General features: G+C 36.9%; 15 protein-coding genes. 11 read left to right on the top strand and 4 right to left on the bottom strand.

Annotation, left to right across the window (positions count from 1 at the left end):
* Window positions 1-204: 204 nt before the first annotated feature.
* The 3 genes from QA584_RS17915 to QA584_RS17905 all read left to right on the top strand — a co-directional run bounded on the left by QA584_RS17915 (window position 205) and on the right by QA584_RS17905 (window position 3040).
* On the top strand, window positions 205-720 hold the full coding sequence (locus QA584_RS17915) for a GNAT family N-acetyltransferase (protein ID WP_278270458.1): 516 nt from the start codon (window positions 205-207) through the stop codon (window positions 718-720).
* Between the two features lie 268 nt (window positions 721-988).
* Window positions 989-2128 carry a hypothetical protein gene (locus QA584_RS17910; protein ID WP_278270457.1) on the top strand — a complete coding sequence of 380 codons (1140 nt, stop codon included), beginning with the start codon at window positions 989-991 and terminating at the stop codon, window positions 2126-2128.
* A gap of 12 nt (window positions 2129-2140) precedes the next feature.
* Window positions 2141-3040, top strand: a complete 900-nt coding sequence (locus QA584_RS17905; RefSeq protein WP_278270456.1) for a lipase family protein — start codon at window positions 2141-2143, stop codon at window positions 3038-3040.
* Here the strand turns inward: QA584_RS17905 and QA584_RS17900 are convergent.
* Both QA584_RS17900 and QA584_RS17895 read right to left on the bottom strand, forming a co-directional pair.
* Window positions 3037-4227 carry an MFS transporter gene (locus tag QA584_RS17900; RefSeq protein ID WP_278270455.1) on the bottom strand — a complete coding sequence of 397 codons (1191 nt, stop codon included), beginning with the start codon at window positions 4225-4227 and terminating at the stop codon, window positions 3037-3039. The two genes, QA584_RS17905 and QA584_RS17900, sit on opposite strands and share 4 nt — an antisense overlap.
* Window positions 4228-4337: 110 nt before the next feature.
* On the bottom strand, window positions 4338-4922 hold the full coding sequence (locus QA584_RS17895) for a class I SAM-dependent methyltransferase (protein ID WP_278270454.1): 585 nt from the start codon (window positions 4920-4922) through the stop codon (window positions 4338-4340).
* Window positions 4923-5071: 149 nt separating this feature from the next.
* On the opposite strand from QA584_RS17895, the gene QA584_RS17890 reads away from it, so the two are divergent.
* From QA584_RS17890 to QA584_RS17870, 5 genes are all read left to right on the top strand, one after another.
* A complete protein-coding gene (locus QA584_RS17890) occupies window positions 5072-5659 on the top strand; it encodes a manganese efflux pump (protein ID WP_278270453.1) in 588 nt (195 codons plus the stop codon).
* Between the two features lie 410 nt (window positions 5660-6069).
* The gene (locus QA584_RS17885) at window positions 6070-6255 is read left to right on the top strand and encodes a hypothetical protein (RefSeq protein WP_278270452.1); all 186 of its coding nucleotides are present in this window, start codon (window positions 6070-6072) and stop codon (window positions 6253-6255) included.
* Window positions 6256-6470: 215 nt separating this feature from the next.
* Window positions 6471-7040, top strand: coding sequence for a TetR/AcrR family transcriptional regulator (locus QA584_RS17880; protein WP_278270451.1), 570 nt, complete (start codon window positions 6471-6473; stop codon window positions 7038-7040).
* A 240-nt stretch (window positions 7041-7280) separates the two neighbouring features.
* A complete protein-coding gene (locus QA584_RS17875; protein ID WP_278270450.1) occupies window positions 7281-9464 on the top strand; it encodes a methyl-accepting chemotaxis protein in 2184 nt (727 codons plus the stop codon).
* A gap of 50 nt (window positions 9465-9514) precedes the next feature.
* On the top strand, window positions 9515-11500 hold the full coding sequence (locus tag QA584_RS17870) for an EAL domain-containing protein (RefSeq protein ID WP_278270449.1): 1986 nt from the start codon (window positions 9515-9517) through the stop codon (window positions 11498-11500).
* 23 nt (window positions 11501-11523) lie between these two features.
* Here QA584_RS17870 and QA584_RS17865 read toward each other — a convergent pair whose 3' ends face one another.
* Window positions 11524-13365 (bottom strand): right-handed parallel beta-helix repeat-containing protein, encoded by a 1842-nt coding sequence (locus QA584_RS17865; RefSeq protein WP_278270448.1) that lies wholly within the window; start codon window positions 13363-13365, stop codon window positions 11524-11526.
* A 248-nt stretch (window positions 13366-13613) separates the two neighbouring features.
* Window positions 13614-14006: a hypothetical protein gene (locus tag QA584_RS17860; RefSeq protein WP_278270447.1), complete on the bottom strand. Its 393-nt coding sequence runs from the start codon at window positions 14004-14006 to the stop codon at window positions 13614-13616.
* A 340-nt stretch (window positions 14007-14346) separates the two neighbouring features.
* Here QA584_RS17860 and QA584_RS17855 point away from each other — a divergent pair, with 340 nt between their 5' ends.
* The 3 genes from QA584_RS17855 to QA584_RS17845 all read left to right on the top strand — a co-directional run bounded on the left by QA584_RS17855 (window position 14347) and on the right by QA584_RS17845 (window position 19218).
* The gene (locus tag QA584_RS17855) at window positions 14347-15525 is read left to right on the top strand and encodes a helix-turn-helix domain-containing protein (protein ID WP_278270446.1); all 1179 of its coding nucleotides are present in this window, start codon (window positions 14347-14349) and stop codon (window positions 15523-15525) included.
* Window positions 15526-15656: 131 nt separating this feature from the next.
* Window positions 15657-17456 (top strand): ABC transporter ATP-binding protein, encoded by a 1800-nt coding sequence (locus QA584_RS17850; RefSeq protein WP_278270445.1) that lies wholly within the window; start codon window positions 15657-15659, stop codon window positions 17454-17456.
* Window positions 17446-19218, top strand: a complete 1773-nt coding sequence (locus QA584_RS17845; RefSeq protein WP_278270444.1) for an ABC transporter ATP-binding protein — start codon at window positions 17446-17448, stop codon at window positions 19216-19218. Before QA584_RS17850 ends, QA584_RS17845 begins: the two co-directional genes overlap by 11 nt.
* Window positions 19219-19325: the final 107 nt, after the last annotated feature.

Genomic DNA, 19325 nt, shown 5'->3' with positions numbered 1-19325 from the left:
AGTGATGAATCACAATACCTGATTGTAAATGCTCTTTTTATGTAAAATGGACAAGGGAGTGTTAAGTAAAATAAATGAATTTTGAAAGATAACAAGTTTATATGTAAGCGGGAGTATAATTCACATATTTGAAGATATTGGTTTATCCTTTGGATAGGGATTTAGGAATAAACATAAAGATAATTGGAAGGGAAGTGGTTTTTTTTGGAGAAGTATAGTAAGGAATTAGTTATCAGAAAGGCACAACGGGAGGAACTTAAGAACATAGTTGATATCTTCAAGAATGCTATTTTCGTTATGAACGAGAATAATATACCACAGTGGGACGAGCTGTACCCGAATGAAGAGATATTGAAAGAGGATATCGAAAAAGAGCAAATGTATCTGGCTGTGACGGAGAAGGATATTGCTGCAGTATTTGTTATAAACCGAGAATATGATGACGGGTACATAGACGGAAGCTGGAAATACAGTGACAAGACCTTTGTTGTCCTCCACAGATTCTGTGTCAACCCCCAATTCCAGAACAAGGGATATGGCGGCAGGACTTTGAGACGAATGGAAAGCATGCTAAAGGATATGGGGGTTGAATCCATAAGGCTGGATGCATTTCCATTAAACCCGTATGCCATTCGGATGTATGAAAAACAAGAGTATGTTAAAGTTGGTGAGACTAATTTCCGTAAGGGACTGTTTTATCTGTATGAAAAGAAAATTTGATTCATTTCATAAGATAGGAATAATCATCCAGGAGAGGCGGCTGCAGAAAGCTGGTAAAAATAACTGTGTTGTTTACAGGAACAATTACCATATAATTTGCAGCAGCCTCTTTTGTTCCGGGCAATCTTGTAATGAGTATAATAAATCCTGCATACTATTAAATATATGGATTACCAAACAGTAAGACCTCTATAAGCCATTTATAAAAATCCCTTAGGTTTATAGTTTCAGGGTCTGTTACTGGAGGGTTTTGTAAGGAGCAATGCTTTTGAAACAGGGAAGATTTTTAAAATTAGTAAATAGTACCCCATACGATTGGGTAAAGACTACTAGTCATTCCTATGAGCTACTGACCTTTCCCTTACCGGATAGGGTTAAAGCAGATAATACGGCTTCTATCTATGTGGAATGGGAATCTGAAATTACAGAATACCAGGGGTATACAATTGGAGAAGCGCTTTATCGCCTGGAAGGAACTACCGATACTTTTCAGGTTCAGGCAAGAGGGGATAACAACCTGGTTATTCTGGTGGTCTATTGTGAGAATCTCATTACTGACTGTACCGAAGTGGGGGAGATTATTCCATTGGATTTAAGTCCAGAGGGCTGTGCAGTATTTATTTTATCGGGAAGTCATGGGAATTACTCCTTGATTGATGTGGATCAGGAGTTTTTCCTTAAGGAATCCCAGATTAATTACAGGGAGAAAGGGACAAGAAAAGGGCTTGGTATTCTTAATACAGGTTATAACTCAGTAAATGCTTATTGGGAAGAGGAAACCAACAGTGCGGCTAATATAAGTGATCTGCATTTTCCGGGAGATAAGAAATGGGATAGCTGTCTGGTGGAAGTGCGGGGAATTTACAATAACCAGAGTTTCACCATTGAGATAAAAGAAGATGGAGCGTTAATTGCCAAAGAGGAGTTCAGTTTAAAAAAAGATGAAATTAGAGTGATAGAGCGAAAAATTGAGAAAGTGTGCAGCATTGATGTAACCGGTCAGCTGAAAGCCCCTGGATTTCTAAAAGGGGGAGGTTATATCTATTTAACCTGTACTTACGACCCATCGGAACAATATAAAAGTGAAACGGTAACCTGGAATACTACGACCCAGGAAGTCAGCCATATTGACAATTTATGTTTATATGGTGATAAGTTATGGGAAAAGTGTGAAATTTACATAAAAGGATATGAAAAAAGTGAAACCGGATGCATGCTGACCCTGATATCCAACGGAGAGATACAAGAAAACGGCAGGATTTTATGGACAGAACTTATCGGCAGTCAGTCCAGGACATTTTCCTTTCAGATTCATAAAAAAGTTTCTTTGCTGGCAGTTGGCTATATAACAAGCCCTGCTTGGACCAATGCCAGGGTTACCATAACCTTAACAGGTTTTTATAAATAAAAGGGTGAGACAATGAGCGAGGACATGAAACATATTATGTGGGCAGCATCAAAGCTGGCCTTTCGTATTGTAGACGGAAAACTTCCGGAGGATTATAAAACCGGAATTGATTATCAATACAATGGAGAAGAGGGAAACTGCTATCAAAAGGCAGAATTTACAGGTGATTTATATTCTTATACCGGTGGAATAGAAAGCATTCATGCCGGCTTAGTAGGAGTCTCCAAGGTTGGTATTATCATAGCACTTCGGGGAACCGACGGCAATGATACGGAGATAGGAAATTTCCTGGATTGGATGAATAACTTTCTGGCCATGCAGGTCCCCTTTGAACCTTACGGACCTGGCAATGTCCATCTTGGTTTTATGGAGGCGGTCTTAAGTATCAAAGATGCACTGATTGATAAGACCAGGGAACTTCTCAATAGGAAAGAACAAGCAGGAGGAACTCCTGTTATTTATATTACGGGACATAGCAAAGGCGGCGGCATGGCACCCCTTATGGCTAAAATCCTGCAGCAGCAGGTAAAGGCTAATATTATTTTATATACCTTTGGAGCTCCAAGATCGGGTGATAAAATCTTTCGCGCAAATTACAAGCTTCTCCATTACCGGTATGAATCTTTTTTGGACATTATCTGTCATCTGTATTTTACGGGACAGGAATTGGAGCTGATTAACAGACTTGGATTTCTATATAAAATAGTATCACCCATACTGGTATTTCCGGAGTATGCCCCCCTTGGTACCGGTATTTGCATCTATAAACCCAGAGGGAAGTTTGGCAGACTTCCCTGGGATACCGATAATGCTCTGGAGGAAAAACTAAACTCTTTTTGTGCGATTGAACAGATTATACGAATGGGAGATTATCAGATTTTTGCCGATGCACATGGTAATGACTATTACTAAATATGATTCTGTGGCTGTGGATGCCTGCGGGACCTGCGGTAATAAATAAGGGATATGATACATCCTGCTGCTGCAAGTCCTGCCAGGTAAAAGTAGGCGGTTTTCATGGAGAACCTGCTAACGACATTACCGGTAAAGAGTGGTACCAGTGTCATGCCGATAGCATATACTGCTTGATAAAAACCCATGGCAGTTGATTTAACCTGTGGTTTTATTCCTTTCATGGCTTCTGAGGTAATATAGGAGAATAGGATACCTGTAGCTAAACCTGGAAGCAGCTGTAAACTTAATATAAGAGCATAAGGAGTTACCAAGGGAATAAGAAAACAGTAAGCCCCAAGAAGGATAAATACACCAGGAATCCAGAACGCAGGTCCTTTCTTTGTGAAACACGGAAAGGAAGCCAGAGCGGAAAAGGTGACCGCAGACAACATATATATAATCGAGGAGAGTCCGATTAATAAAGTGGAAGCTCCAAGATTCTTTAATATCTGAGTGGTAAAAGACATGGTTGAAGACATCTGTATCCCCTGTTGTATCAGCGCAAGGACAGAGAACAGCAGCAGTCTTTTATTAGAACAGATGCCAAGGGAGTCCTTAAGAGTGAATATGAAACTGCGACCCACTTTTGCCTTGACATCGGTTATAAACAGAGTAAGTATTGTTGCTGCAAAGGCGGAGGCAATACTTAGCAGACATAAAAAAGACATGCCATAGAATTTATAAAAATAGGTACTGCTGATAAAACCAAGCAGGATACCCAGGTTGTTAAATAATATGATTCTGCTGGTAGCTTTCTGCTGTTGTTCCAAAGGGAAAAATCCGGTAAACATAACCATGAAGGAAATCCACATGGATGAGGCAAAACCAGATAATAAGTTAGCGATAAAAAATCCGGTACCGCCTGGCATACTAATCCGGAGCAAAGAGGCTATGCCGGCAGCAACGGTACCTGTTAAAATGAATAGTTTATGTTTTCCTACGGAATCTGCCAATACACCAACCGGAAGGCGCATAACCAGCTGAGCTATGCCGTAAGCTCCCAGAATTCCGCCGATATAAGCTTCCGAGACCTGTCTGGCTGTCAGATAGGTGGTCTGAAATGGTATGTATACGTATTGGGCGAACCAGAATAAACACACGATGATAAGTAAAAGAGTCTGCTGCTTTTTTGTACCGTATCTCATAAAATCCTCCAAGTGGTATAATTTACAATGGAAATTATATAACCATTGGAAGTAAAAAACAAGAACTATAAAACAAGAACTATAAAACAAGAACTATAAAGTATATCATCTTATTTATATGCAGATATACAGATGCAATCTCTGCGATATTCGTAAGTTACCTTTTTAAATCCAATACAGTAAAGTAGCTCCCCCAGGGATTCCTCTGTATTGTAATCATACATATGATATTTTATTTTACTTTTTTCAGAAAAGATATACAATACACCGTTATCAATCAATACTCTGTAAAGCTCTTTCAGGGATGTTTCCAAATCCGTCCAGAAGTAATGTGTCCGTATTGCTAATATGCTGTCAAAGGAGAGTGCTTCAAAGGGGAGTTTGGTCACATCACATTGTCTGATACAAACTTGACCCTGCATAACAGAATGCCTGTTTTTTCTTTGGGATAATTTAACCGCATCCTCAGAATAATCGATTCCTTCCATTCTTATTATTTTATACTTTTTAAGTATCCTATAAATGGTTTCTCCGCCTCCGCAGCCAACCTCCAGAATATTCTTAGAATTTTCAATTTTCCGTAATACCCATATATTTAACCCGGCATCCATTATATTCATGATTTTAGCCATAAGAATACCTGGCAATCCGGTTGGTTTCCTGCATTGATCCACTAATATGTCAATCAGTTTCATACTTGCCTCCTAGTTTTTAATGTATTTAAGCAGTATAAAATAATAATCCAGAGAATGAAAGACATTTAGTAAAAATTAATTTTTATTTTATAAACAATATCGACAGCTTTCGCATATGATAAACATGACTAAACTTGGGAGGTTTTCTTATGGGAATATTAATGATTATCTTTCTGACCCTGGCGGCAACAGCCGATAGCTTTATAATTGCTTTTAACTATGGTGTTAAAAAAGTAATTATCAGTAATTCTTCCAATTTCTTTATTTCAATTCTTTGCCTGTTAGGCACCATGATTTCCATGTTTATCGGAAAAACACTCGGAGGTTTTATATCTGTACAATTGGCAGATATTATTGGTAGTTTAGTGCTTATCTGCCTGGCGGTATATATGCTTTATAATTCGCTGCATAATAATGGAGAAGATTCACCTCAGTATACGAAGGATCCTGCGGCTGTTGATAAGGATAATGACAAGGTAATTGAACTAAGGGAGTCTTTACTAATCGGCATATTTTTAAGCATCAATAATATGGGTATGGGGATCGGTGCAGGAATTGAAGGTATGCCGGTTTCTATTACACCCTTAATTTGTGCGGCTGCCAGTTTTATCTTTATCAAAGCCGGCTGTGTAACCGGCAGGCATATTACTTCAAAAGAGCTTTCCAAAACATTGGAGATTGTATCAGCAGTTCTTGTACTGCTATTGGGGTTTTTTGGATTTTTTAACGGAGCATAAAACGATTCGCTGTGAAATGCTGCTTGCTTAAACTATTTTCCTGTGATATATTGGTAATTGGTTAAATAAACATATTATAAATTCAACAAAAAGGAGGGCAATTCATGATTATTACGAAAAGCATAGATAGCATAAGAAATGTAAATCAGAACTTTTTTATAAAGCAAATAATCAAATCAATCAGGAATAGAATTTCATACCAACAGGTGCCTGTAATCTATCGTGGGTTGTATCCTTTATGGAACTTAGCAGGATAGATTAATTCTGAGGGTATGATAAAAAATCGTGCTTTCAGGGTTATGACAGAACAAGTATATCAGAAAAAAGAACCAAACAAAGCCGGTTTTATCAAGCGCGTTAGCTGCTTTTGATTTAATCGGCTAATTTTATAAATTAAGGAGAAAATCTATATGGCTAGATTAAGAGAGACCGTATGTATTCATTATATATCCGCAGGTGTATGCAAAAAAGGCAGAGAAGCAAGCCATAGCGGCTACTGTCAGAAATGTGACAAATATTACCCAAGAGCTAAGGTGCATCATATAAACTTAAAAAAGAAGAAATTAAATGAAATCAGAAAGAAAGAGAAAGATTAATTTACTATAGAGAGTGTGTCAGAACTTGTTACAGTCTGCCAGACTCTTTTTTTGTTGCATAGGAAACTTCACTATTTCGTTCTTCCTGTTAAATAAATAGTAGGTATGTTAAAAATATTGTTAAAACCTGGTATATGAAACGTGAAATTGGTTGAAAAATGGAAAAATAGGGCGTATAATGTAATTAAGGATATATCGGAATAATAAGGAGCCTTATGGAGAAAAAAAATTTAATAAGAAAAAGTGCAATAAAGGTTATTGCACGCAATGGATTTCATAACGCTAATGTTAAAAGTATTGCTGATGAGGCCGGAGTTGCGGTAGGTACGGTCTATCTTTATTTTAGAAATAAAGAAGACATATTAGACTACATATTTTGTGTCGAGAATAAGAAAAGAGCAGATTTTGTTAATGATTTATACGAAAAAGGTGAAGCATTTGAAGAGGTGTTAGAGCATTTTTTAGATTTTCATTTCGAATGTTTTAAGAATGATCTGGATTCTGTGAAAGTACTATATAAGGAAGTTATTACGGTGGATTCCTTTAAGGACCAGCAGGCGCAGTTTTATATGGACAGCGTTTATGAAGCTTTTGTAAAGATTTTAAAAAGAGATCAGTTAAAGGGGGAATTAAAAAGCGGGCAGGATATAGGTATTTTAGCTACTTCAATCATATTTTTTCTGCGCATATATTCTTATAATATTCTTTCACAGGAGGAAGCAGTGGATTATGATTATTTAAAAAGAAACTTAAGTGAGTTTATTTTGCATGGAATCAAAGGGTAAAATTTTTAGGTAATAATGAATGACGGTTCATTCATTGCAGCGGAGCATTTTGCTATTTATATAGGTAATTGCGAAACTTTGTAGTATTTAGAATATACCATACAAGGAATAAGAATTTCAAAGCTACAGTTGTACTCTGAATAAGATTAATGGCTGAGTTTTATTCCTTGTTTCGTATATAGATGCAGTAATGAAGTTTCCCAATTACCTGATTTATTATTGGGACAAGAGGAGTTATTTATGTATCGTAAATTAAAAGATAGTTTATTATTGAAACAAATTTTCTCAGTGGGCATAACTGTGATAGCAGTAGTAACTGCATTAACCCTGATCAGTTATTATATGACCAGCAGGGCAGTAACCACTGAAATAGAAAAACAGCTGGAGTTAAAATTAGAGAATATGAAAACCAGCGTAACAGATGCTGAGAAAAATGTTGAAAATGGAATCACTATATTAAGTGATCTTCAGGCATTAAAAGATTTTGATGCTGTTAACGGAGCAGATAGTATAACAAAGATCCTGACGGATTACGGAAAGCAGCAAAGTGATATAGTTGAGAATGTATTTCTGGCAGATGCCAATGGTAATGTCAGGTATGACAATATAAATAACTCAATGGCAGGCACTAATCTTTCAGACCGAGATTATTTTAAAGAGTCAATAAAAGGTAAACTAGTCTGGAGTGATGTACTTACTTCCAAATTCACAAACAATCAGGTACAGGTTATCTGCTGCCCGATTAAGAATGAGAAACAAGAAATTGTGGGAGTAGTTGCAGCCTCCATAAAGTTTGAGTTTATTACTACTATATTAGCACAGGTAAAAGTCGGAAATGATGGTTACTCTTATCTGATTGATAAGGAAGGAAAGCTTCTATATCATCCCGATGCAACACTAATTAATACTAAAATCACAGAGCTTGGAATACCGGAATTAAATGAAGCAGAGCCTGATATGGTAAAAGGTAATTCGGATAAGATTCTTTATAAGTTTAAGGGAATTGAAAAACTGAATATCTATACTCCGCTCAATAACTGGTCTTTATCTTTAAACGCAGCTAAAAAGGAATACATAATGCCGGTCATAGATTTAAAGAATGATTTGCTTTTAATCGGTGTGGTTTGTCTGCTCATTGGTGTACTAATCTCTGTATTTATCAGTTTAAACATTGTAAACAGAGTCACAAAACTTAAGAAGATAATCTTTACTGCAGCTGAAGGTGATCTTTTGGTTCGAACTAAAGAGAAGAATATGATAGAATGCTGGAAAGTCATGAAGTGTGAACAAAAAGACTGTCCGTCCTACGGCTCTGCTTATTTAAATTGTTGGGATGCTCCAGGCACCTTATGCCGAGGGGAAAAGCAGGAGAATGTTATCGCTAAGTTAGAAAAGTGTAAAGAATGCAAAGTTTATTTATTGTCACAGGGTGATGAAATAAACCAGATGGGACGAAGTATGAATACCATGTTCGCAAGCTTTAGCACTATGGTGGTGAATATAAAAAATGTAGCAGAACAGCTTTTAGATTCCAGTGATGTCTTATCTGCCAACGCCGAAGAGAACAGTGTAGCCTCAGAAGAAATCGCAAAAAGCATGAATGAGATTACGGCAGGGTCGGAAGAACAGGTAAGTTATATCACCACAACAAATTCCCTGGTTCAGGAAATGAACGAATATATGGATAAATCCGATAATGCTGCTAAAATAATGTCAGAAAAAGCGGAGGAAGTTTTTCATAATTCAGTAGCCGGACAGGAAGTAATTGATAACACTATGGTACATATGAATGAAATTAAGCAGAATTCCGAACATACAGTGGCGCTGATGAACTCCTTACATATTAAATCAGATGAAATTAACAATATTAATAAAGCCATTGAAGAAATTTCTGAACAGACCAATCTATTAGCCTTGAATGCTGCAATCGAAGCCGCCAGGGCTGGAGAACATGGCAGAGGCTTTTCTGTGGTTGCGGAAGAAATCAGGAAACTTGCCACACAGGCTCAGGAGTCAGCAAAAGGAATACAGGGTTTAATACATCAAATCCAGCAGGATATTTCAGAAGCGAATGAGCAGATCGTAGCGGAAAATAAAAAAGTAGAGGACGGTATTGTATCGGTTCTAGAGTCAAAAAATACATTTCAGCTTATTAAAGATAATATCAATGATGTAGTTCAAAATATTCAGACGGTCGTTACCGAAATGGACAAAACCCAGAAATCCAGTAACCAGGTTGCAGCATCAATAGAAAGTATTGTTGAGATTGTGCAGGAGTCCTCTGCCGGAGCCGAAGAAGTAGCTGCTACCACGCAAGAGCAGACGGCAGTGACAGAGGAAATAGCAGCCTCGGCCCAAATCCTTAAAAATATGGCAGATCAGTTGATTTCGGCTATTGCCAGTATCAAAGTTTCGGAGAAATAAAACAGCGGATATATTGGACTCGATAATCTTCATATAAGGAGAAAATGTCAATGAGTGATTTAAAAAAGAAAGAATTTATAATAAAGAATATGGACTATAATATCAATCCGAATAAAGAAGGTGCAATTATTGCCGGTGCATACGGAATCTTTGGTTTGCTCTGGATTATTCTTTCGGATGAATTACTATTGACATTTTTTCAGGATGTGAATCAATATAAACAGGCCCAGACTTATAAAGGCTGGTTTTATGTGCTGATTAATATTGTATTGATTTATTATTTGGTCTGGCAGCGGTCCGTACGCATAAAAAAAGCGCTGAGGGATTTAAATATTACTTATGGTGAGTTGCAGGCTACCTGTGAGGAACTTGTCTCTATAGAAGAAGAACTGACCGATCAAAAGAAGTTCAATGAAAAGATATTTATGGAATCCCGTGTTATTATGGGAACCTGGGGGGAAGACGGAAAGATTAAAAGAATTAATCCGTATGCTCAGGAAATTCTTGGATATACCAGTGCAGAACTGGTTAATGAGAAATGGGTAGACGTAATTCTTTCCGATGAACTCAAGGAAGTTAATAGTAATAGATATGAGGAAATCAGCGAGGGCATTCATGTAAAAAACCATGCGGGGCAGCTCTTAACAAAGGATGGAGATAAAGTCGATATTATATGGAACAGCAGTCTTCTTACCTATAATAATAAAATTTCTGAAGTTCTATCGATAGGCACAGTTATTACGGAGCAGAAGGTTTTAGAAGAAAAGTTACGAAAAGTAGCTTACTATGATCATCTGACGGGTTTACCAAACCGGATATGCTTTGAGGAGGAAGTTAAGAGGTTAATAGACAGCGGTGAGAAGTTTGCTTTAGTTTATATTGATATTGATAATTTTAAACAAATTAACGATACCCTGGGACATTCTGTCGGGGATAAGTTTTTAAAACATATGTCAGAAAAATTAATAGAAACCATAAAAACAGAAAGCAGATTATCTAGGCTCAGCGGAGATGAATTTGCAGTTATTTATCATAAAACCGAGAAAAAGGAACTTGAAGATGAACTTTATACCTTAACAGAAGGTTTGGGAAAGTCCTGGGAAATTTTAAATCATGAATTCTTCCTGACCGCCAGTATTGGTATATCGATATATCCAAAGGATTGCAAAGATCTTACAACCTTGTTTAAGAATGCGGATATTGCCATGTACAAGGCAAAAAAAGAGGGAAAAGACCGGTATGTGTTCTTTGATGAAGATATCCTGCAGGATAACACCGAGAATGCCATACTGGCCAATAAATTGAAACATGCTTTGGATAATAATGAATTATTTCTCTTTTATCAGCCCCAATACAACTTAGATTCCGGGAAAATCACCGGAGTAGAAGTGCTGGTGCGGTGGCGTCATGAGGATAAACTCATTCCCCCTTCCAGGTTCATACCAATTGCAGAAGATACCGGTCAAATCTATGAGATTGAATACTGGATAATCGAGACCGCCATTCAGCAGAAAAAGATTTTTGAAACTCTGGGTAACTATGATTTAACGATATCGATTAATTTATCCAGTAAATCCCTGTGCAGTGATACTAATTTTTATAACCTGGAAAAGTTGTTTCTATCTTATGAGGTGGATTATACCCATATTACCATTGAAATTACGGAAACCGCAATTATCTCAGACATAAATTATGCAGTCAGCCGCCTTAATAAATTAAGGGAATTGGGAATGAAAATATCATTAGATGATTTTGGCACTGGATTTTCTTCCCTGACCCACTTAAGGGAACTGCCTATTGATCAGGTTAAACTAGATCGAAGCTTCATACAAAGTGTAGAAGTAGAGGACAGTAAGGAGGTTGTGATAATAAAGGCAATCCTTTATTTGGCGCTGGACTTAAATTATGAGGTGGTTGCAGAAGGTATTGAAACCAGTGACCAGCTTGATTTTCTAAAGAAATATAAATGCCAGACCGGTCAGGGATATCTGTTTTGTAAGCCGGTTCCTATAGAAACTGTTATGGCAGGGATCTGACAATAAGAAAATAAAAGGAGAACCTAATTTGATTTATTTTTATATAAATCGGTCTGGCTGTTGGTATTGATTCCGATACCATTCTTAAGGCTTCCTAATTTACCGGCATTTGAAATATTGTTATAGAAGATTTTACTGCCGCTGCTGCCTTGTCCGATATAGATTCCATAACTTAAGGGGTTAATAATGGTGTTACCGCCTATATAACTACTTGGAACGAGATTTACATAGATACCGTTCTGAGTAGTTGTTTTTATATAGTTCTTTTTTATAGTAAACGTATTGGGAGAACTGTTATCACCGGTAATGTGAATGGCATCCTGGCTTTGCAAAGCAGTAGAACCATATACTTTATTCTCCGTTATAATTCCGGAACCAACCTGATAAGCGTATATGCCATACTGCTTATAGTCTGTAACTTTATTACCGGTTATGGCGGAGCCATTACTTTGCTGGTAGAGGGCGATACCATTTTCTCCAGCTAAAGATACGATATTACCAGTAATCTTATTTCCCTCACTTTGTTTATATAAAAAAATACCGTTTTTACCTGGTGAAGTAACGGTATTACCGGATATGACAACCTGATCGGAATCCGATAATCCAATACCTCCCTCCGTACTGCCATTGGCGCCGGTCTTAGTTAAGGTATTATCAGTAATTTCTGAATCGTCACAGCCATTAATCAGGTAAATACCGTTTTTGACGGTCTGATTTAACTTATTATTCTGAATTACAGCTTGGGTGGTTCCCTCTAAAAACATTCCATATCGTTTGGTGTCCGAAATGATATTATCTGAAATAGTAACACCGGTTAATGGACGCTCCTTATTACCTATGGTACGGATACCGTCTCCCCATAAAGTACTGGTACTGCCTGGTATTTCACGAATGGATTGAATGGTATTACCGGTTATGACGATGTTATAATTAGCTGGAAGAGGTTCCTTAGTGGTATTTTTAAGAGCCTCCAAATAGTACTGGTTACTGATATAGGTATATACTAAAATACCAATACCGGTGTTATTAATTGTATTGCCGCTAATCTCCAGATTAACGTAATTAAAAGCCTTTACAGCAGCCTCTGTCAGGTCGTGGAAGTTATTACCGGTTATCTTTATATTCTTATGAAATACTCCCTTAATAGAGGTATGGGAACCAACGGCCCTTGGATAATTGTAGATATTACAGTTTTTTACCGTGATACCATCACAGGGAAGGTCATCATATACGACGATTTTTGATTGCATAGAGGGTACTATGGTATCATCATGGACGATATCAATCTGTATGGCTTCTTTTGGTGTGGTTCCGTTATAACCATATAAGGTACAATTGTCCACAATACCATTTTTTACTCCTCCAAAAGTTATAAGATGGCTGCCCTCAGGTACATTACGGACGGTGGCATCCTTTACCGTAATATTAGAAGCATGGATAAAACGGAAATTTTCCGTACCTTTATCCTTATCTGCTATTAAATAAGAATCCCAGATGCCACCGGAAATAGTTATATTTTTGCTGGAATCATAACCACCTTTGTCTAAGCTTAGGTCATTGGCTATGATAGCACCCCGCTGATGGTTTTTAAGAAACTTAGCTGCGGGGTCAGCCAGTATCGTGGTATCACTATAAACCCGGAGTTCTTTATCAAGAACATAGGTACCTGCGGGGATATTGACGGTTAAATGGTAGGTATCATATTTATTATAATCAAACAGTCTCTGGAGATCTGAGGCGTTATCGCCTGGATTGGCGGATACGTTCCGGTCTTGACCGGCAACTGCTTTTACGCAAATCTGTCCATAGATAAAAATAAATAGCGGAAATAGTACAATTAATCCGATTATCAGCTTTTTCTTCATTCCTTACACCTTCTTCTGAATAGTCAGTTTTCCTTCTGCCAGGAACCGGTTGACAAAAAGTTAATCTTAGGATAACTCTTTGTTTCATAATAATAGTCTAACGCAGAATTAGTAACTTGTAAACAGGATGTCCTGATTTATGGGTAAGGTATATATTGGATAAAGGGGGTTATCAAATACAGATCCCTTTGCTATTACTCCCGACAAGCAGCCGGTTATCATTATGCCAATGGCTGGCGGACGGATCATTAGTTTTTATTTTCTACTTGTTTAAAGGTTACTTCATAAGTACCCATAGAAGCCATCGTTACTATAATAGAATTAAGCATAAGTAAAACTACACGCTGTGCGGTTATGTGTCCGGTAAATAATTCTACAAAGAATAAAAGGAAGAATGCGATAAAATACACCACATACCTGGTATGTATTTTCCAAACCTTATCCAGAGGGAGTTTTAAAAACTGGACAATTAATGTAGTGGCAGCAACTGCTCCAGCCATAGACCCGAGAAAATCCCAGGTAATAAATTCATTCAGCGGTGCGGCCGAAAGCACCGTTACTGTGTGAAGGGGAAACGGGACTTCCATTTTAGCAATCGATAAAAACAGAGTAATAACATTAAAATTAATAATATAACACATACCAAGGCTCCTTTCATAAACATAATTGATTAGGTAATTTACGAACCATTCAGTTTTTAGGATATGATAGTTTCGCAAATACCTAACATAAGTAATGCAGTTTCTTACATGCATTGCTAATAGTTATTTATCATATTTATTATACAACTATTCCAAATTATTACAATCCGTTTTTCCTATTCTACAATTTTTTTGTCTATTCTACATTGGGCTTAGACAACTCATATTTTGCATGAATCCTATTAAAAAAATGCTAAGGTAATTGTTATGCAGCCTGGAAAGTATTACACTATACATATATTGCAGATAATAAATTATTAGGTGTAAAAGGAGTTTTGACATGAAAAATATTTCAGGGCTGCTGATAAAAATGAACCGGGAACAGCAGGGGCTTAAGCAGGAATATCTATCCAAAGGAATCTGTGCGGTTTCCTATTTGTCTAAAATAGAAAAAGGTCTGATTGTCCCTAGTGAAGAAATTATCCGGCTGTTGTTTGAGAAATTGGCTATTACATATTATGATGACGAGGAATTTATCCGAGAAGGGAAAATATTGTTTGAAGAGATTTATAAATTCCGTTATCTGGGAATTACTCCGGAGGAGGATAACTTAGCTAAAATTAACGACAATCGGGATAAGTTTTTAAATTCACCGCTCTATCTGGATTATCAGCTATTTGTTATAGCAGAGAATCTGTTTGAATTAAAGGATATACAACTTTTGAAACTAAAGGAGTATATGGATTCGGAACAGTTATTTAAGGCATATTTTTTTACCGGAATTGTAAAAGAAGATATGAGTATGCTAAAAGAAGCATTTCAGATAAAACATGCACCGGAAATTTTATATGGTATGGGCAATATAAAATGGTGGGAGGGTAAATATTATGAAGCTATCGAGTTATATCTGGAAGCACTTAATCAGGCTTATGCAGAAGGCTATATAAAACTTCAGATGGATATTTGCCTGATGCTGGGACATGTTTATATGGATTTTCATGTAGCGACCATGCAGAAGTATTATGATAAAGCACTTTTATTATCTAGATTGCTAAATAATATTACTATGGAATGTAATATTTATTATCATATGGGGATTGCATATACCAAAGGGAATTTTAAGAAAGCGGAGGAAAATCTCCTTAAGGCATTGAAGCTTTGTCCGGTAACAGATCAGGATTATTTGGTTAAGATCTATCAGAAACTTTGTTTTCTTTACTTTAAGTACGGACAAAACGACAAAGCCCAGGAGTATTATGAGAGAGCTGCGAAGCTCAGCCAGTCTGATCTGGTTAATCAATTGCTTCAGATTATGGCAGAAACAGAGGATTATATTCATTGTAAGGAATATATAAGCCAGCTTGCTTTCGTTTATAATCAATCCAGGAGAAGCAACAAATTCTCTAATACAAAATACTACGGCGATTTTTTACTAAAAGCTTATAAAGCCAACCGCAAGTACAAAGAGGCTTTGACTGTATCAGAATACATATATTCTTATTTATCACAGGATATATAAATTTCCCATAATCAAGGAATGAAATAGGGCCAAGGCTCTATTTTTTTTGCGTTTTTTCCCAACCTGTTCTGCTATCCTTTTTTCCTCAGTACTCGTATACTAATAAAAAATGATTAGGAAAGGATAAATTCATGGCAGTACATAAAATATTAGCAAATTTATACTATATTGTGAAACATATTTATCAGTGGAAAAAATCCATCTTTTTATCAATTGGTCTTAATTCGGTTTTTTATGCAATTTCACCATTTATCTGGATTTATGTTCCCAAACTCTTAATTGATGAACTTTTAGGAAGACAGAGACCTGCCCGTATTCTTACAATTCTGTGCTGTGCTTTTGCACTTGCCGCCCTGACAGGATTTTTAACGGAATATCTCCAGGGAAATTACAGGATGAAAATGAATGAAATCAGGTATAATTTTATCCGCATGTTAAGCGATAAAACCATGTCAATGGATTATCCTTATACCGAGGATCCCGGTACATTAAACGACATTAACACAGCTCTAAAGACGATACAAAGTCCCTTAAAGGGTATTGGATTAGTAATACTTAAACTATTTAGCCTGCCTGGGAGCCTCATTGGTTTCTTTGCTTTTTCGGCAATTATTTTTAACCTTAATCCCTTTATATTAGGGGTATTGGTTGTAACTATAATTCTGTCTTTTTTTGCAATGTTACAGGCTGAGAAATTTGAGCGGAGCCAAAGAAAAGCACAATCTGAAGAGGAACGGAAGAATTATTATTGTTCTTCTGTTTTATCGGATTTTCAATACGGTAAGGATATCAGAGTTTACGGCTTAAAAAGCCTGCTGTTACCCAAAAAGCAGGCAGCAGGGGATAAGCTGCTGTGGATTATCAATGAAGTACAAAATCGTATTTTACAATCCACGGTTATCGAAGCTTTTCTTATGTTCATCCGAGAGATTGTTATCTATGGATATCTTATTTACCGAGTGTTATTTACTAGTATGGCCATTGGTGATTTTGTTATGTACTCGCTGGCTATGAATAGTTTTGTCACCTGGATGGATACGGTCCTTAAGGATTTGTCAGCCATAGGGATACAGTCCCTTTATGTAAGTGATTTCAGGGAGTTTTTAAGGAAAGAAGAACCGGAAGAGGTTTTTAATCCAATAGGTATACCGGATCATGAACAGTATGAACTGGAATTTGAGAAGGTAAGTTTTAAATATCCTGGCAGTGAGAAATATATCTTTAAAGATTTTTCGCTTTGCATGAAAGGCGGACAAAAACTTGCTTTAGTAGGCATCAATGGAGCCGGCAAAACTACCCTGGTAAAGCTTCTGACAGGATTATACCGTCCGGTAAGCGGAAGGATCCTTCTAAATGGGATCGATATTAAGGAATTTGACAGGGAGGCTTACAATAAACTGTTTTCTGTTGTGTTTCAGGATATTCATATATTTGGGTTTAATATCCAAGAGAATATTACTTTTTCTGATGAGGATGCAGAGGAGAACGTGCTTATGGATATTATTAATAAAGCAGGACTTAAGGAGAAGATTGGAACTTTGGACCAGGGGCTTAAAACCAATATGTTAAAAATACTGGATGAAAATGGGGTGGAATTTTCTGGAGGGGAAAATCAGAAACTCGCCCTGGCCAGGGCTTTATACAAAAGCGGGAAGATTATAGTTATGGATGAACCGACAGCGGCACTGGATGCGTTGGCAGAATATAATCTTTATCAAAGCTTTGACGAACTTGTGAAACAAAGGACAGCAATTTATATTTCTCATAGGCTTTCCAGTACCAGATTTTGTGATGTCATTGCGTTTATCGAAAATGGTGAATTAAAGGAGTATGGCACCCATGAAGAATTAATGGAACTTGGTAAGAGTTATGCGAAGATGTTTGAGGTTCAGGCAGTATACTATAAAGAGGAGGAACAGTATGTTTCGTAAAAACCAGAAAACCTTAGTGTATTTTTTAAAGCTGACTCATAAACTTTCTAAGACTTACTTGATAAAGTCGGTGCTGGCTTCTGTTACAAAGGCCCTGACCCCATTCTTTAATATTATTATGCCAAAGCTTATTATTGATGAATTATTGGGAGATAAAAATATTAGTAAGCTGCTGATTTATGTGGCAGTACTGACGATAGGCAATCTTAGTTTAAAATTACTGAATCAGATGTTTGTAAAAATCATGGAATCCGCTAAAATGGAACTGTTACTCTCTCTTGAGACTTATTTGGGAGAAAAATGTGTGGATATGGATTTTGAGAATATTGAAAATCCGGATATACTGGATTTAAAGGAGAAAGCCTATTTTGCAATCTACAATGAAGACGCAGTAGGAAGAACCGTAGAAAATGTTTCTAAAATTATCAATGAAGTCATAACCCTTGTTGGACTCGGATATATTTTAGCAATTTTAAATCCTGTGATTATCCTGGCAATCTTTGGCATTGTTTTCCTTAATTCTATTATATTTAAAAAAATAGAACGGCTCCGATTTGAGGACAATCAAAAGTCCATAACCGATAATCGGGCTTTTGGATATTTTTTAAGACTGACATCGGATTTCTCCATTGGGAAAGATATAAGATTATATCAGGCACGACCGTTGATTTTAAAGAAAATGAAAGGGTATATGGATAAGTTACTCGCTATCTATTCCGTACAATATACCCAGATTGGGAAGTACTCCGGCATCAGCAGTATAAACATCCAAATGCAGATGATCCTGATTTACGGATATCTGACCCTAAAGACTGCCGGTAAGAGTATCGGTATCGGAAGCTTTACCATGTATGCCGGTGCGGCGTCAGGCTTTAGTACTTCTATTATGTCTTGCATCAATGCCTTAATTGAGATAAACCAGTTATGCCTTTATTTGGAATTGTTTAAGGAATTTGACCGGATTGAATCGAAAGGTAAGCAGGGAAGCCAGACCATAATGGGTATTACGGATTATACCATAGAATTTAAAAAGGTAAGTTTTAAATATCCCAGGAAAGAGGAATATGCTCTGAAAAATATATCAATTCGAATTACTCCCGGAGAAAAGTTATCTGTGGTAGGACTTAACGGTGCAGGGAAAACCACCTTTATAAAACTTCTGTCCGGTCTTTATGAACCTACTAAAGGGGTAATTTTACTGGGTGGTGTGGATATCAGGGAATACCGATATGAGGAGTATCAGAAATTATTGTCGGTTGTTTTTCAGGATTTTAAATTGTTATCCTTTAGCATACGGGAAAATCTTTCTATAAGTTCTGGAATGACGGAAGAACAGATGCGAACCGGTCTTGATAAAGCAGGATTTAGCCAGGATCTTAATAAGTTACTCAAAGGACTGGATACCAGTATCTATAAAAACTTTGACGAAGAAGGAATTGAGTTCTCCGGTGGGCAGGCACAAAAATTAGCTATAGCCAGGGCATTATGCAAAAATTCCCCAATCGTAATCCTGGATGAACCGACCTCAGCGCTGGATCCTCTGGCAGAGTATGAAGTTTATCATAGCTTTGATATGTTGGTGGAAGGTAAGACGGCCATATACATATCCCATAGATTATCAAGCACCAGATTCTCTGATAAGATTGCCGTGTTTAAGAACGGGGAAATCCTGGAATACGGAACCCATGAGGAACTGCTGGAACTTAAGGATTCCTTGTATGCAGCTATGTTTCAGACACAGGCGAAATACTATATTAATTAATTTTTTATAAGATATAACATTTACAAATAGTGGACAACGACGTAGGAAATGAAATTGTTCTATTATTATCTGGTTTAAGGTATTTGAAAACAATTTTCTGTCCGATA

Origin of the sequence: Anaerocolumna sp. AGMB13025 (assembly GCF_029689925.1) — a bacterium.
Lineage (GTDB): Bacteria > Bacillota > Clostridia > Lachnospirales > Lachnospiraceae > Anaerocolumna.
This window is presented reverse-complemented; position numbering and strand designations above follow the sequence as displayed.

Excerpts from the sequence above, each read along its gene's own strand:
- QA584_RS17885 (WP_278270452.1), top strand. The coding sequence starts at position 6,070 with ATGGCTAGATTAAGAGAGACCGTATGTATTCATTATATATCCGCAGGT.
- QA584_RS17890 (WP_278270453.1), top strand. The coding sequence starts at position 5,072 with ATGGGAATATTAATGATTATCTTTCTGACCCTGGCGGCAACAGCCGAT.
- QA584_RS17845 (WP_278270444.1), top strand. The coding sequence starts at position 17,446 with ATGTTTCGTAAAAACCAGAAAACCTTAGTGTATTTTTTAAAGCTGACT.
- QA584_RS17860 (WP_278270447.1), bottom strand. The coding sequence starts at position 14,006 with ATGTGTTATATTATTAATTTTAATGTTATTACTCTGTTTTTATCGATT.
- QA584_RS17905 (WP_278270456.1), top strand. The coding sequence starts at position 2,141 with ATGAGCGAGGACATGAAACATATTATGTGGGCAGCATCAAAGCTGGCC.
- QA584_RS17880 (WP_278270451.1), top strand. The coding sequence starts at position 6,471 with ATGGAGAAAAAAAATTTAATAAGAAAAAGTGCAATAAAGGTTATTGCA.
- QA584_RS17855 (WP_278270446.1), top strand. The coding sequence starts at position 14,347 with ATGAAAAATATTTCAGGGCTGCTGATAAAAATGAACCGGGAACAGCAG.
- QA584_RS17870 (WP_278270449.1), top strand. The coding sequence starts at position 9,515 with ATGAGTGATTTAAAAAAGAAAGAATTTATAATAAAGAATATGGACTAT.
- QA584_RS17895 (WP_278270454.1), bottom strand. The coding sequence starts at position 4,922 with ATGAAACTGATTGACATATTAGTGGATCAATGCAGGAAACCAACCGGA.
- QA584_RS17865 (WP_278270448.1), bottom strand. The coding sequence starts at position 13,365 with ATGAAGAAAAAGCTGATAATCGGATTAATTGTACTATTTCCGCTATTT.
- QA584_RS17850 (WP_278270445.1), top strand. The coding sequence starts at position 15,657 with ATGGCAGTACATAAAATATTAGCAAATTTATACTATATTGTGAAACAT.
- QA584_RS17900 (WP_278270455.1), bottom strand. The coding sequence starts at position 4,227 with ATGAGATACGGTACAAAAAAGCAGCAGACTCTTTTACTTATCATCGTG.
- QA584_RS17875 (WP_278270450.1), top strand. The coding sequence starts at position 7,281 with ATGTATCGTAAATTAAAAGATAGTTTATTATTGAAACAAATTTTCTCA.